General features: G+C 37.0%; 8 protein-coding genes. All 8 read right to left on the bottom strand.

Annotated features, from left to right (window positions below):
- Positions 1-1,127 (bottom strand): glycoside hydrolase family 3 N-terminal domain-containing protein (locus ABIN61_04000; protein MEO0293371.1); only part of this gene is annotated, 1,127 nt, incomplete at its 3' end.
- A 1,246-nt stretch (positions 1,128-2,373) separates the two neighbouring features.
- The gene (locus tag ABIN61_03995; protein MEO0293370.1) at positions 2,374-4,419 is read right to left on the bottom strand and encodes a hypothetical protein; all 2,046 of its coding nucleotides are present in this window, start codon (positions 4,417-4,419) and stop codon (positions 2,374-2,376) included.
- Between the two features lie 601 nt (positions 4,420-5,020).
- Positions 5,021-6,664, bottom strand: coding sequence for a T9SS type A sorting domain-containing protein (locus ABIN61_03990; protein MEO0293369.1), 1,644 nt, complete (start codon positions 6,662-6,664; stop codon positions 5,021-5,023).
- 67 nt (positions 6,665-6,731) lie between these two features.
- On the bottom strand, positions 6,732-8,036 hold the full coding sequence (locus tag ABIN61_03985) for a FlgD immunoglobulin-like domain containing protein (protein MEO0293368.1): 1,305 nt from the start codon (positions 8,034-8,036) through the stop codon (positions 6,732-6,734).
- Between the two features lie 11 nt (positions 8,037-8,047).
- Positions 8,048-10,162 (bottom strand): T9SS type A sorting domain-containing protein, encoded by a 2,115-nt coding sequence (locus ABIN61_03980; GenBank protein MEO0293367.1) that lies wholly within the window; start codon positions 10,160-10,162, stop codon positions 8,048-8,050.
- A complete protein-coding gene (locus ABIN61_03975) occupies positions 10,159-11,922 on the bottom strand; it encodes an FG-GAP-like repeat-containing protein (GenBank protein MEO0293366.1) in 1,764 nt (587 codons plus the stop codon). The genes ABIN61_03980 and ABIN61_03975 overlap by 4 nt, the downstream gene beginning before the upstream one ends.
- A 21-nt stretch (positions 11,923-11,943) precedes the next feature.
- Complete coding sequence (locus ABIN61_03970) at positions 11,944-12,816, bottom strand: T9SS type A sorting domain-containing protein (GenBank protein ID MEO0293365.1); 873 nt, start codon at positions 12,814-12,816, stop codon at positions 11,944-11,946.
- A 701-nt stretch (positions 12,817-13,517) separates the two neighbouring features.
- Positions 13,518-14,585, bottom strand: a complete 1,068-nt coding sequence (locus ABIN61_03965; GenBank protein ID MEO0293364.1) for a T9SS type A sorting domain-containing protein — start codon at positions 14,583-14,585, stop codon at positions 13,518-13,520.
- Between the last annotated feature and the right edge of the window lie 31 nt (positions 14,586-14,616).

The following is a 14,616-nucleotide window of genomic DNA, read 5'->3' as shown; positions in this document are numbered from 1 at the left end:
AGCAAAACAATAGATTGGCGTGCCATTTCCAATGATAGTTTTCGATGTAATTCACAATTTACAATGGAAATAGGGATTTTTGTCCATGGGACTAATGAATCATCGTCAAATTCACCTAAATCGAAACGATTGACTAGAATTCGCATCAAGCGGTTATTAATATCTTCTTCTTTAACCAATCCATTTTTGACAGCCTCCGATAATTTCTTATATGTATGATCTGTCCACTGGCATTCCAGATCTGTTCCTGCTAGAACTGCTTTCACGGCAGCATGAAGAGGATCGGGTGACACCTTGTGGGTTGTAAAAAAATCTGTAATTGCGCCACAATCAGATACAACCAGATGCTTATACCCCCATTCCTCCCTTAAAATTTTTTGTAGCAACCGTGTATTCCCACAACATGGCTCATCATCTAACCGATGATATGCACACATAACCTGGCGAACATCCGCTTCCTGTACCAACGCCTTGAAAGCAGGAAGGTAGGTCTCATATAAATCCCTCGGGCTTATATTCTTCAGATTAATAACATGTCTGCTCCATTCTGGCCCAGAATGAACTGCGTAATGTTTTGCACATGCGAGTAACTTTCTATATTTTGAAGTATCCGGACCCTGAAGCCCTTTTACCACAACCACACCCATCCGTGCCATTAAATATGGATCCTCGCCATACGTTTCTTGTCCGCGACCCCATCTCGGATCCCTGAAAATGTTTATGTTAGGAGTCCATACAGAAAGACTAAGGAATCGTCTATTCTCTCCACCTCGACGTAACATATCGTGATATTTAGCTCTTGTCTCATCTGAAACAGCGCAAAAGATTTTATAAACTAATTCATCGTTAAACGAAGCTGCCATTCCTATAGGTTGTGGGAAAACCGTTACACTATCGTTATAAGCTAAACCATGTAATGCTTCGCTCCACCAGTTAAATTTTTTTATACCTAATCTAGGAATCTCATCAGATTGATCGCACATTAAAGCTACTTTTTCTTCTAATGTCAAACGTGAAATCAAATCTTTAGCCCGTTCACTAGAACTAAGCTTAGGATCTTGATAAGGGAATTGTTGACTCGATAATGTTATTGTGATAACAAACAATAATAAATTTATTCCTTTCATAACCAAACCTTTGAAAAATTTTTAATTTAATTTTCAGTTCTTTTTATGAAAATCCTTTGTTTAATTAATATATTCTCAAAACCTATATTGTCAATCATTACATTTCTTAGTGTAGTTTCAAGACCTTTATAACCTCTCTCTTTCTCAAAACACTATAAATTTTCCACAGGTAGATTTAGATATTAGTAGGAAAAGATGAAAATAGGCAACCCCCATAATCTCCCATATTCTATAAATCTCTATCCCTCTATTTTTTAAAAATCATCTTTTTATAAAAACATATTCATCTACAAATAGTTTACAGAAACTACAGAAGAAAAATCTTCATTCCATTTAACAACCTTCTTCTCTTATTTTAACATTATCCTACTACTTGTTGTTCCAAGAACATTGTATATAACCAGCTCACCTATTATAACATCATCTATACTGATATACTGAATTTCAAATTTATCCTGCTCCCTGCCTTACTCGTTAAATTGTCCTTAATACCTTGCCACAGCCCCTCCGGGGAAATTCGTTTAATTGAGAGCATTATCCTTGGGCGATACCATCTTGAATAAAACTGAGATGAACCATCCTCGGGATGATATTTCATCTTACAACGTTACTTATATACAATATTTTGTTATTTAAACCTTTTATCCGGTTATATTAGTATTCTCTATAGACTCAATCTTATCCTGTCTTCTGTCTCTATTAAATTCTATTCCATCAAATAGAACTTCATACAGCTTCCCTCTATCTATCTTTTTACAAGTACATTACCATATGAAGAATAAAGTGTCACGCTCATACAAAAGGACCTCTCCGAATAAGAAAAAAGAAGTGTTGGAATTATGGATGACAAGCGGTATTCGCTTTTGTTGGATTAATGTAAATGAACCTCCACCTTAATTTCTATATAAAACCAATCCAGTATATGCATTATTATCATGTTAAGTAATTCACATCCCCCGACGTCTGAAAAAGTATATATATTTCCCCTTTTCCGTTCTTAAGCCTTACCTTAAAACCATTAGGATAATAATTGGATATTATTCCCTACCACCTTATCCAATATTAACTCTCCTGTATAAAGTTTCTTCTTTCCAAAAGTCGGGATTTCTTTTCAAGTCTTCCTTAAAACTGTTTTTAACCCCGCCATCCCAAATAAAACCAATTACCAAAAAAGCACAATAATAGCCCCTGTGGAAGACACTTTTACAAAACCCATCAAAGACCTCTTTTTGTTAAATGTTTTTTACTATCTCAGCAATATCATCTTCTTCGTAAAATTATGTTGCTCTTTAGGATTTTCGATGGAAGTCATAACCGCTTTTACTATATATACTTGATTGGCTACATCGGTTGCATTGAAGTTAACCAAATAGCTGCCCGGTGTATATTCTCCATCGACTAGGACACTTACTATTTGCCCCAGAGTATTATACACAACCATTCTAACATGCGCTTCTTCCGGTACGGAGAAAGAAATAGTTGTGGTTGAATTAAAAGGATTGGGATAGTTCTGAGATAAAGAATATTCCAGAGGTGCTGGAGATTCCGGTGTAAAATTAATTACTTCTGTTGTTCTCTCTACCGAAGGAGCAGGAACATTGAAAGGAATACCGTGGTTTGTGTAAAATGCTCTGTTAATCCAGAACCAATCGGGAACACTATTATTCAGGTTCCCATCATCATCGTTAGCTATTGCAATATTTTTTGCAAATTCATTATAAAACCAAGCGTAAGGCTCCATCTCAATTGCTTCAATAATGAGCCTGTCTGCATTTTCCTGGCCTAAGTAACTCCGTAAATCCCAGAGGGCGCCTCCAAAAATCTGGCCATAATAGTGATTACCAAAAATTCCTTCATACATAAGGTCGTTATCAAGATTACGAGAGAAATTCGGCCCTTCCATTAGAGGATCATTAAGATATGAACAGGGAAAGTAATCTGCTAATCCTTCAAGTAATCCATATACTTCTTCCATAGCCGCACCAGGAATACCACCAGGTATTGGTTCTCTATTTCTGCTGGTAATGGTAAAAGAATGGGAATATTCATGATATACAACTTCTCGATATCTGCTCCAATTGTAACCAGATTCTGTACCGAAATATAAAAAACCACCTGTACATAAACCATTAATTAGCTCACTTGAAGTTATTATAGCCTGAACCTGTAGGTTATCCATAGCGTCGGAATATCTTGCGATGTAATCATCGTGGAATATGTTAATATGTACATAAAGATTTGTCGCTTCCCTCACCCTCCAATACCATCTATAATTGTTATCTAAGTACATTGCGTAGTCATAATTATTTTTTTGATCTTCTATTTTAACAATATCGTTATACAATTGCCCTGCATGATACATCGAGTAAACATAATAGCCGGCTCTACTGCTGTACGGGAAATAAAATCTTCCGCTTTCTTCAGTTATTGTGCTCGCAAGGTATTCCAATCCGTTATTATTAAACTTATAAAGAGATACAGGACAGTTAGGTGAGCCTTTATAATATGAATAAGACGTTGAATCCTTTAAGTAATCAGTCCAGTATTCAAGTTTGATTCTACCGTATATAGCATTCAATACATTTGAATATGAGTTCACAACACTCCCTGATTTAGCATCTATTAAATAACTTTGATCGTAAATACCTTCATTACCTATAAAAGTTAACCTCACCTGATAAACCAACTTATACTCATAACCATTTTCTTTTTCTATGGGATATACCGAAAGCTCGGGTCTCAAACTGACTTTTATTTCATCTTCCGGAATATCTTTGCCTTCTTTTTCAGCTAATGATATAAGTTCTCTCTTGGCTATCACCAGCACTTCCTCTTCTGATAAAGAAGGATGAACATCTATATTGATATCGGGATAAACATCGGCACCAAATGCAACAATGTTTCCATTTTCATGTACTGTATATCCCACTGATGCACCATAAACTGGGATCCCTTTGTATAACTGTCGGTAATTTATAAACCATCTATCCTTATCTTTTGCTTTTTTACATCTTACAAGTTCAAGACTACCCGGATCCACTTTAACGATTTCTTTATGGCTGGTAATAAACTGATTGCTTAAACTTTCGATATTTCGGCTTGAAATACGGGTATCAAAACCTTTTAGTCCATACGCTCGGTGAATCGTGCCATTTTTGTTGTTTATGTAAACCTCACATTCCTTTCCGTCTATTGAGGAGATTGTCTTTGTGAATCTCTCTTCCTGCTGGGCAGAAGAGGAGATCGCGTTTAACATAACAACTACTACTAACACTGCTTTTAACATCTTCATACCTACCTCCTTTTTTTATTTCATTAACAACATTTTTATTCTGAATGATTTTTTACTTCTCGTTCTGCCTGCAGAAAATTTTAAAAATACATCCCTCCACCAAAATTTCTTCCATTCAGCCGCATATTTATCCGATATCATTACCTTGCTTAGGGCAATATCAATTTTTACCCAAATAACCCAATATTTAATCTCCTATTCTTCAAGTTCGGTTCGACATATAATATTTCACTTCACAATCCTTCCGAATTTTTTATGGCAATAATTATCCATCTATCCATACTGTTTTCCAAACACCTCACAAGCGAATTATATTCACCATAGATTTGACTTCTACACACCCCATTCCCGAATGTCTTATACCTTATTACATAACCAAAAAATTAATCCGAGCGTTTTCATACTCCCTCCCCTTCACTCTTTCATAAGCCTTAACCTCAATATATAATAATACTTAACCTTATTTTTAGATACTACAAAAGCATTATATAAATAAAAATATGTGTCTGCCAAGGGGGAAAAACGATTTCTCTAACAACCCTAATAAAATTACTGAAGGGAAGGCATTTTTTCATAATCATCTATTTGCACATAAAACAATTTACCTTATCACCAACATCTTCTTCGTACTCACAAAACCACTGCTTGTTTTTAGTTGATATAAATACACACCACTTACAACTTGTTGTCCAGATGAGCTTTTACCATTCCATTCTACTTTGTGATATCCTGCCTCTTTTATTCCATCAACAAGTATTGCAATTTCACGACCTAAAATATCATAAATCTTTAGGCTCACATAACCCCTTGTTCCAATACTATAATTTATAATTGTTTTTGGGTTAAATGGATTAGGACAATTCTGAGATAATATAAAATCTGCTAGCTCAGAAATCTCATCACATACATCAGAGCTATTTACATATTCGCAAGCACCTCGGTCCCAAACTCCATCTTCGCCACGAATGTTACCAAACATATCCTTATTAAATTCAGCACTAAGTGGCAAACCTGGCTCAGTAGGCACTTTAAGTAAAAAACTCGCTTGTAAAGGATCACCTGCTCCATCCCCGCTGATAAACGGACTTGCATCAGGGCCAAGTTGAGTGTTCACATCGTCAACAGCAGCATCTTCATCCATATCGCAAGGCTGAGGATAACAACCTTCTACTCTACGATTTTCGGCGAAATAGTTAAATCCATGTTCGGCATCAATAGAAAATGAATTAGCTATGTTATTATACCAGATGTTATTATAAACCTTATTATTGTTTCCGCTATCGATAACAATTCCACCCTGCGAAACTCCATAACCACCAATTGTTTCAGGAATACCTACAATATCATTATTATAGAATTCTAGGTTATTCATAACTTGCCTATTAGATGTCCCATCATAATAATAGCGAATAGTTGTAACACTCCTTGCAAAAATATTCCCATATATTTTCCAATTCTCACAAGTGCCATTATTTATTCCTGCAATTATAGCGGTGCCAGCTATGCGATCCCATAAGTTATATCGAATCGTTATATTAGTATTCTGACCGATAGAAGATATTCCTTCTGTATGCCAACCGGGACAGTAAGGATCAACTGAACCAGTCGAACGGGTATTAGCTATATAGTTATACTCTATTATAACATTACTACACGAATTAAAGAAAAATGGGCAACCAAAAATATTGGTAATAGAGCAATACGAGATAGTTGCATTAGCAACACCACCGTATAAAGATATACCTCCCATAGGATAGTTTGTACTTGTAGAATAAAATTTTACATGACTTATATAGATATTGGTCTTTGGGTCGTTTATGCTTGCTCCTATTCTGAGCAAATCACCATTGTCGCCACAATTGTCGGGCGGCGTTCTAACAACTTCAAAGCCGAATCCTGAATTCCAGTTTCCTGGTCCTCCACCAGTTTGTCCATCTAAAATAACGCACGAAGCTAATATCTCCAATCCCTGGAAAGATGCAACACCCTGCCCATAAGCTGAAACCCATCCGCTATCAGTTCCGTGATCAAATTCTGTTGCCTTCTTGATAACAATATAACCTGAACCATTTACTTCTTCGATTCTATAAAACGGATAGGTTCCACTTGCAACATAATAAGTATCCCCTCTTACTAAAACATCAGGCAGTCTTGTCCATGCATCTACCCAGTTATTACCATTATTCGCACCTGTTGCACCAGCCCGTATATAATGATTTGCTGGTAAAGCCTGTAATGTTATCAATATCTCAAAAAATAGAACCGATAAGATTTTTTCCCTAACAAAGTTCAATACCATTAATGTATAACATCTATTTTAATAGTACCATTTTACGGGTAAAAATAAAACCATTGCTTGTTTTTAATTGATAAAAGTACAACCCATTTGCCACTTGCTGGCCTGACAGATCCGTTCCATTCCATTCAACCGTATATTCACCTGGTTTCTTTGGTTCGTTTACAAGTGTAGCTATTTCTCTCCCTAAAATGTCATAAATCTTCAAACTAACCATAGTATATTCAGAAATCGAAAATCTTATCGTTGTTTTTGGGTTAAACGGGTTAGGAAAATTTTGAGATAAACTAAATTTAAGTGGAAGGTGTTCTTTATCCTCATTAACGCCTGGAGAACCATCCCAGCCTGCAATCCTAGCCATAAGCCACCAGAATGCATATGCCTTCAAATTATCATTCAAATGCTGGGTATGATAATGATTGATTTTACATTCATACCAATCTACGTTTAAGGTATGCGATTCTTGCCACTCAAGGGCCCAATTTCTATCTCCATTCAACGGTCCAGGTGGTACCCAGTCTCCAGTATCTTCTCTTGCCTCTTCCGTAAAACCATTACCATTTGCATCCCAATTACAAGCGGCTGTTACAAACTTATCACCATAATAATTACCATCAGGATCCCAGCTCTCTATATCTTCAAAATCATATAGTATTTTACCATTATTAATGCAATAGTTTCTGATAATCTCATTATTTGTATGAAGTCTTCCATTAAGCCCTGTTCCATCTACATGACCTGTCATATATACAAATTTTACATTTGGATAATCTGCTTCAAGAGCGGACATACTATCAAGATAAGCTTCTATATGATGGTCGTAATTATTATATCCTGCTTGACTGCACCAACTCCAAATAATTACATTAACTTCAGGATGACTATTTAAATAATTCCTCGTATCAGAAACCCATGCAGTGTAGTTAAGATTATTATTCCAATCAGCTCCCAAGTCTTTGGCAACTGGAAAAGGTCTTGGAGGATGTTGTACAAAATAGTAATCACCATTATCACGAAAGTCCAAAACACCCTGTCCTGCATTTCCTGTAAAATCTACAGCATATGTTCCAGCTGGACTTCCATTTGCTGTCATAAAAGCATCTAAATTTCTAACACCTTCGATTATTTGTTGACCATGTGATGAGTGGCCGTAGGCAATGTGAAGACTGTCTTTTGCTTTCAATATTGCAGAAAGTGGGATAGAACGAAAACTCGCTGCTGCTTCGTGTCCTGCTATAATCTGAGAGTTCAATGATGTAACATACAAAAATTGAAGTGCTATTGATAACACCAAAAGTTTTTCTATTTTACATATACTCATAGAGACCTCCTTTATTTTATTAAAGTCATTTTTTTAGTTTTTACTATATTTTTGCCATCTCTTAGTTGATAGAAATAAATTCCACTACTCACAACATTACCAAAGTTATCTTTTCCATCCCATGAAATTGTATGAGCACCAGTGCTTAGAACATCATTAACGAGTGTGCGTACTTTCTTACCAAGTATGTCATAGATAATTAATTCTATTTTCTCCCTGTTCCCAATAAAGAACTGGATTTTTGTGGAAGAGTTAAAAGGATTAGGGAAATTCTGGTAGAGATAGAACTGCTTAGGTTGATTACTTTCGGAGCCATCATTTGAAGCCCTATATTTATAGATATGAACACCTAACGGAGCAAAATTATCGGAAAACGTATTATTGCTGACAGGAATGGTTCTACCTTCCCCATAGACTTCAACAGGTCCCTGTGAACTTACATCCATTGTAAATTGGACAGTTTCGCTCTGTTCCATTGACAAATTTGCAGCGATGATGTAAATAATATCCTCATACTTTTTTACCATAACATCAACTCTAACTCCGCTTGCCTCTTGATGAATTACTGTTCCGTCGTAATCGGGTCCAAGCACAGCATACTTAAGGTCGTTCATCCAAGTTAGGAATTTTCTCATAGTCTCTGCATTGCGAGGTGGTAGACCTTGTGTTCTGCTGTTGTACCCTACACAATCATCACTGAATGCAGCGTGTATCTGAAATCCTTTTACACCGTGTATTATCTTAATCCAGTATTCAGCCCACATCTGCTCTGGCGTAGGTGGGGGTGTCCATTGATAATAGGGTGGACTATTGCGACAATAACCACGAGTAGAAGCTGGACAATTAACACCAGGTGTACACCTAACTGAACCTTCAGGACAGCATTTGTCACATCGTGTTCCAGATGGGTTACACGTCGAATCAAAAGAACAGAATCCAGGGCAATAGTCTCTGTTCCCAGGGCAAGCAGGAGCATCGGTATATTCAGGATGAATATCACAGTTCTCATTCCAGGAAAAAATTGGAAAGAGGTCATGATTATACTCAAAACGGAGTCGATCCAATGCATCTGCCATGCTTACAAAACCGACATCTAAACCGCTATAATCCCTCATAGATCCATATTCTATTGGATAAAAGTCGAAGCCAATAATATCCGCAATCGGTTTTCTTTCACCTGAATGATGTCCAGTGCTTGCACCATAAACGTAACTGTATTCTCTACATAGATTTACTGAATAGCTATCATTCCGTCCGTAATGGTATGCACCAAGATTCACAGCATGTGGATGATTTGTATCATATTTGTGACATGTATCAGTCCATGCTCTTACTTCTTCTGGCTCTGCTCGATTACCAGTGCCTCCACAGTCAGGTTCATCTGACCACTGCCACATTAAAAGTCCAGGGTGGTCTCGTACAGCAATTACATATTGACGTATTATATCTAAATCGTTACCATGACCATGTCCATTTACTATAACTACGGTATCATTTGTTTCAGGATTTATCCATATCCTTCTGCCTATGCCTTGGAACCGTGTTGCTGGACCTATATTACGCGTTCCATAACCAACTGTTATATTCAACCAATCTATATAATCGTCAATAGTATAATCCCACCTGTCAGGATGACGATAGTCTAGTGTGAATGTTGTATTCATCAGGCTATCTCTAATCCATTGGGCTGATGTGCGCTCCACTGGTGCATAAACGGGAAAATATAACTCCCCGTTTACACGTATAGAATTGTTCTCGTCTATGCCAACAACTGGAATTCCATTATGCAAAGTGCGCCATGTTCTTGTAAAAATGTTTGAGGCATCGTTGCCGTAGATGTCTACAATTTTGACAACAAGTGTATGGTCTCCAGCAACTTGATTGGCGTAACTCACTAGTACAATTTCCTCGGGCAAAAGAGGCCCATTTCGATCACACACTGTATCACCGTCAAGTATAACCAACAGTCGGTCTGAGGGAGATACATCAGATATCTGCACATAGAGCTTTTGAGCAATCCTAACTTCTGGATCTGCCATATAAACATCTATTGTCGCAGATTTAACAACAACTAATTGTGGTAATACACATAAAAATAAGAATAGTATAATAACAGATTGTTTCATTTCTCCTCCTTATTTAATAATATCATCTTCTTTGTGATTACAAAATTTTCTTTGCTTTTAAGTCGATAAAAATAGATACCACTGTTGACTTTTTGACCTAACAAATTCATTCCATCCCATTCGACTATGTGTTTACCTGCCTCTTTTATTCCATCAACAAGGGTTACAATCTCCCTGCCCAAAACATCATAAATCTTCAAACTCACATAACTCCTTATGCCAATACTATAACTAATAGTTGTCCTTGAATTAAACGGATTAGGATAATTCTGCGATAAACAATAAATTGACGGCAATTCTTGTTGTGAGACTACACCAGTGTGATTTGAATTTAAAAATACAGTCACTTTTTTTGACATCATTCTGTTTGTAACCACAAGATCTATATCTCCATCCTTATCTATATCTGAACCGTAAACACACGAAGATTGTGAATCAGCCGGAAAATCCTTCCTCGTCGAAAATATTCCATTACCATCATTGAAAAATATTGCAAGCGAGTCATGTCGACTCCCCCAAAATGCTAAATAAGGAATCGCTAAATCCATATCACCATCACCGTCGTAATCTGCAGGAAAAACAGAACTCGGATGAACTCCTACATAATAATTCGCCCTCGGTAAAAAAGAACCGTTACCATTGTTTAGCAATATAGAAAAATCTAAATGATAATAATTCGTAACTGCTAAGTCTGCATATCCATCACCATTAAAATCCGATGTGCACATCGCATACGGATATCGTCCCGTCTGATAACCTTTCTTCCCTGTAAAAGTGCCATTGCCTTGATTCTTATAAACAAATATACTATCTGCCATATTATCAGAATCCCCAGAAAAAGCTATATCCATATCACCATCATTATCAATGTCAAATGCTAATACAGAATGTATATGGTGAATTGCCGGATAATCTACTTTAGGCATAAAACCACCATTTCCGTTATTCATAAAAACTGAAAATGTCCAAGACCAAGCGTTCGCCACAGCTAAATCCTTGTAACCATCGCCGTTAAAATCTGCTGCAATAACATCAACGGGACAATCTCCAGTAGTATAAAAAATAGCTTGCCCAAAAGTACCATCGCCGTTATTTGGGAAGATAACAATACTATCACATCTACCATTAGCAGTAACTAGATCAATATCACCATCATTATCTAGGTCTGAAGCATAGATAGAGCATGGAGAGGGTTTTGAGTAGTAATTAGTTTTGCTATTAAATGCTCCTTCTCCGTTATTTAGCAAAACAGTAATACTATCTTCTCCTTTAGCTACTGCCACATCAGCATAACCATCATTATTCAAATCCACAGCAACAACTGCTTCCGGATAACTACCAATGTAATAACCTATCTTATTCTCAAAGTTTGCTTCTGCTTCTCCTGCTTTTATGGTAAAATTCCACTGATACGGCTTGGACAATGGATTACCTGCCAGTGTCTTAATACCTTTTGTCAAAATAACCGTAACAACCTCTCCTATCGCAAAATCTTTAGCAGGATTAAACTCAGCAGTCATAGACGAAGCATCATAACCATATAAACCTACTCTCTTACCTGTCTCTCTACCATAAACAATAAATGTGCTATCATTTATTGTGTTTGGATTAATTGGGACATTAAATACAACCGCTATATTCGTTACAGGATTAACATTCAACTGGTTTTGCGATGGATAGGTTAAAAGAACACTCTGTGCAAAAGCAATGTGACTTAACAAAAATATACATATAGATATATTCTGTATTATTTTTCTCATATTATATCTTCTTATAACAATTTATCTTATCAACAACATCTTCTTCGTGCTTATAAAACCACTGCTTGTTTTTAATTGGTAAAAATATATTCCGCTTGCAACTTGTTCACCTTGTGTGTTTTTACCATCCCACTCTACTTTTTGCTCACTAGATTCTCTCATCCCATCAACAAGTGCTTTAATCTCCCTTCCAAGGAAGTCGTATATGGTAAGTCTAACATAACCTCTAGTTGGGAGCCGATAGCTGATTGTTGTCGTTATATGAAATGGATTCGGATAATTCTGCCTCAGGAGAAAATCTTTTGCTTCAAACTTTCCATCCTCCTCAACCCCTAAGATTCCATCCCAGCCTGCAATTCGAGCTAACATATACCACATAGCCTTTGCAAGTCTTAACGCACCACGTTGACCAATATGGTCGCCATCTTCTGTGTAACTGCCATCTAAATCTAACATATTATCAGGATGGATATGCTGGAATGAGTGATAAGTTCCACCAAGATCTGTCCAGCTTATGGTATATTCCTCTCCAGAATCACTCCATGAAAGTATATCTGCATAGTCAAATAGAATTCCATCAGTGGAGTTTTTAACATAATTACGAATATGCTCATGTTTCAAATATCGCTGGTATGCCAGCTCTCCGCTTGTACCGTCAACCGGTCCGGTTGTAAAAAACACCTTAGTGGGGTAACCATTAGCTTTGCAGTGATTGATATATTCCTGAGTTGCTCGCAAATAAGTATCCATACAAACACGATTACCGGTTAGAACCGAATCTTCTGCATCTAAACCCCAGCGTTTGTTTCCATCTGGACCGCCAACTGAGGAACCAGCCCACCTGCATCTATATACGGGATCTTCTCCTCCACCAACTCCATTCTGCCATGTCATGTCCCAACACCATCCAAAACCCATTGCATTTAGCACAAGTCCATTTTTGTTACAATAGGTTATACTAGCTTTTGTTCGATTTATTGCTGTATCACTTGTATACCAGTCTTCCTCACCATAACCATATATCCAGCCTGTTGGATGCTCAACATCGCCCCAGGTAGCAGAACTAAATCTAAGATATTGATTAGTTGGTCCTTCTGGAGTTCCAGATTCTTTAATACTGACCCTAAATCTGTTATCAATGGAGTCCAGTAAACGTAGCCCAATACGGTATCCTTTTGAATGTGACTCTCCAGGAACTGTAACCCACATTTTCTTCACCGAATCAATCCATTGTTGTGGTATATCATCATATAGTTCCACAGCATTATGGTCAACTATAAGAGGTTCAGAATAAACTTCCACCGTTTGTATAAGTATTGCTATTATTATTAACATCAAAAAATTTTTTCTCATTTTTATACCCTTCTATTTATTTTTTATTAATTTTAATCTTTCTTTTTTCTCTATATCAATAAATAACATCTTTTTGGCCATTACATACTTGCTGCTTGTTGTTAGCTGATAAGAATACACTCCGCTTACCACTGACCGCCCTATTAAATTCGTTTCGTTCCATTCAACCTTATACTAACCTGTGTCCTTTTATACCATACACTAATATTGCAATACCATAGCCTAATATTATTAACTTATCTTTATTTTATCACTACTATCTTTTTCCCAAAAGAACATTCACCCATTGTAAGTTTACAAAAATAAACTCCCGAGGGTATCCTCTCAGCTTCAAATTCTATCTCATACCTACCAGCTTCCTTCTCCTCATCTACAAGCTTAATCACTTCCCGCCCAACCACATCATAAACCTTCACCATCACCCTTGATTTTCTAGGTATCCCATAAACTATTCTGGTTTTTCCACTAAAAGGATTAGGATAATTCTCCAACAATAGAAAATCTGAATAATTTCCTTTTTCTTCCTCTTCTACACCAGATGCTCTATATACACTCCACATCGTGTCCACAAACTTACTCTTATACTGCCATCCTACCTGACTACCATGCACATACGGAAATCTACCTATCCCATCCGACGAATCCTTATCACATATACACTTACCAGGATTATTCGTATCAGGCCCAAACGTCTTCTTGTAATTATCATAACTCAATATACATGTATCTCCTCCATCAGGACTTGGCATCGCTGATGTACATGGCTTACCATTCTTCGGGCCCGTCCCCCTCCATACCCCTTCTGCAGGTGCGCATGGATCTGGCTGTGTCCATTTACCTAAATTCACCATCCTATCTACATACTTCGTCATCCTCATATACACTGAATCAAACCATACCTCCCGCATTGCCGGCATCAAATGCGCACATAACACCTCCCCTTTATATCCATTAATACATATCGCCTGATACGACGGCTCAGGTGATTTACCTCCATCTATATACCCATACGGATCTGCAATCGAACGATTACCGCTACCTTTTATAACATAATCCCAGTATTTATTCTCAGTATCAACCCCTCCCCATAAAACTACATCTGGATTCCAACTACTCTCGTGTAACATACAATATTCATGAAAATTTTTCCTAGAATAACGTTCATTACCTAATACCTCCGCTAGTGTCTGCACAAATACCTTATACTTGTTAATTTCCAATAAAGCCGCTGTAAATGTCGGTATCGCTAACAATCCCGGCTGGTGACCCGATTCAGGATGAACATTACCTAATATCTGCCAATGTATCATATCAATACCTCTCTGTAATACCGCTATTAAC

Source organism: candidate division WOR-3 bacterium (assembly GCA_039804165.1).
GTDB lineage: Bacteria > Hydrothermota > UBA3072 > UBA3072 > UBA3072 > JAFGHJ01.
This window is presented reverse-complemented; position numbering and strand designations above follow the sequence as displayed.

Bases quoted from the DNA above. Each gene is read 5' to 3' on its own strand.
- ABIN61_03995 (MEO0293370.1), bottom strand. From the start codon at position 4,419: ATGAAGATGTTAAAAGCAGTGTTAGTAGTAGTTGTTATGTTAAACGCG.
- ABIN61_03970 (MEO0293365.1), bottom strand. From the start codon at position 12,816: ATGACATGGCAGAATGGAGTTGGTGGAGGAGAAGATCCCGTATATAGA.
- ABIN61_03965 (MEO0293364.1), bottom strand. From the start codon at position 14,585: ATGATACATTGGCAGATATTAGGTAATGTTCATCCTGAATCGGGTCAC.
- ABIN61_03975 (MEO0293366.1), bottom strand. From the start codon at position 11,922: ATGAGAAAAATAATACAGAATATATCTATATGTATATTTTTGTTAAGT.
- ABIN61_03985 (MEO0293368.1), bottom strand. From the start codon at position 8,036: ATGAGTATATGTAAAATAGAAAAACTTTTGGTGTTATCAATAGCACTT.
- ABIN61_03980 (MEO0293367.1), bottom strand. From the start codon at position 10,162: ATGAAACAATCTGTTATTATACTATTCTTATTTTTATGTGTATTACCA.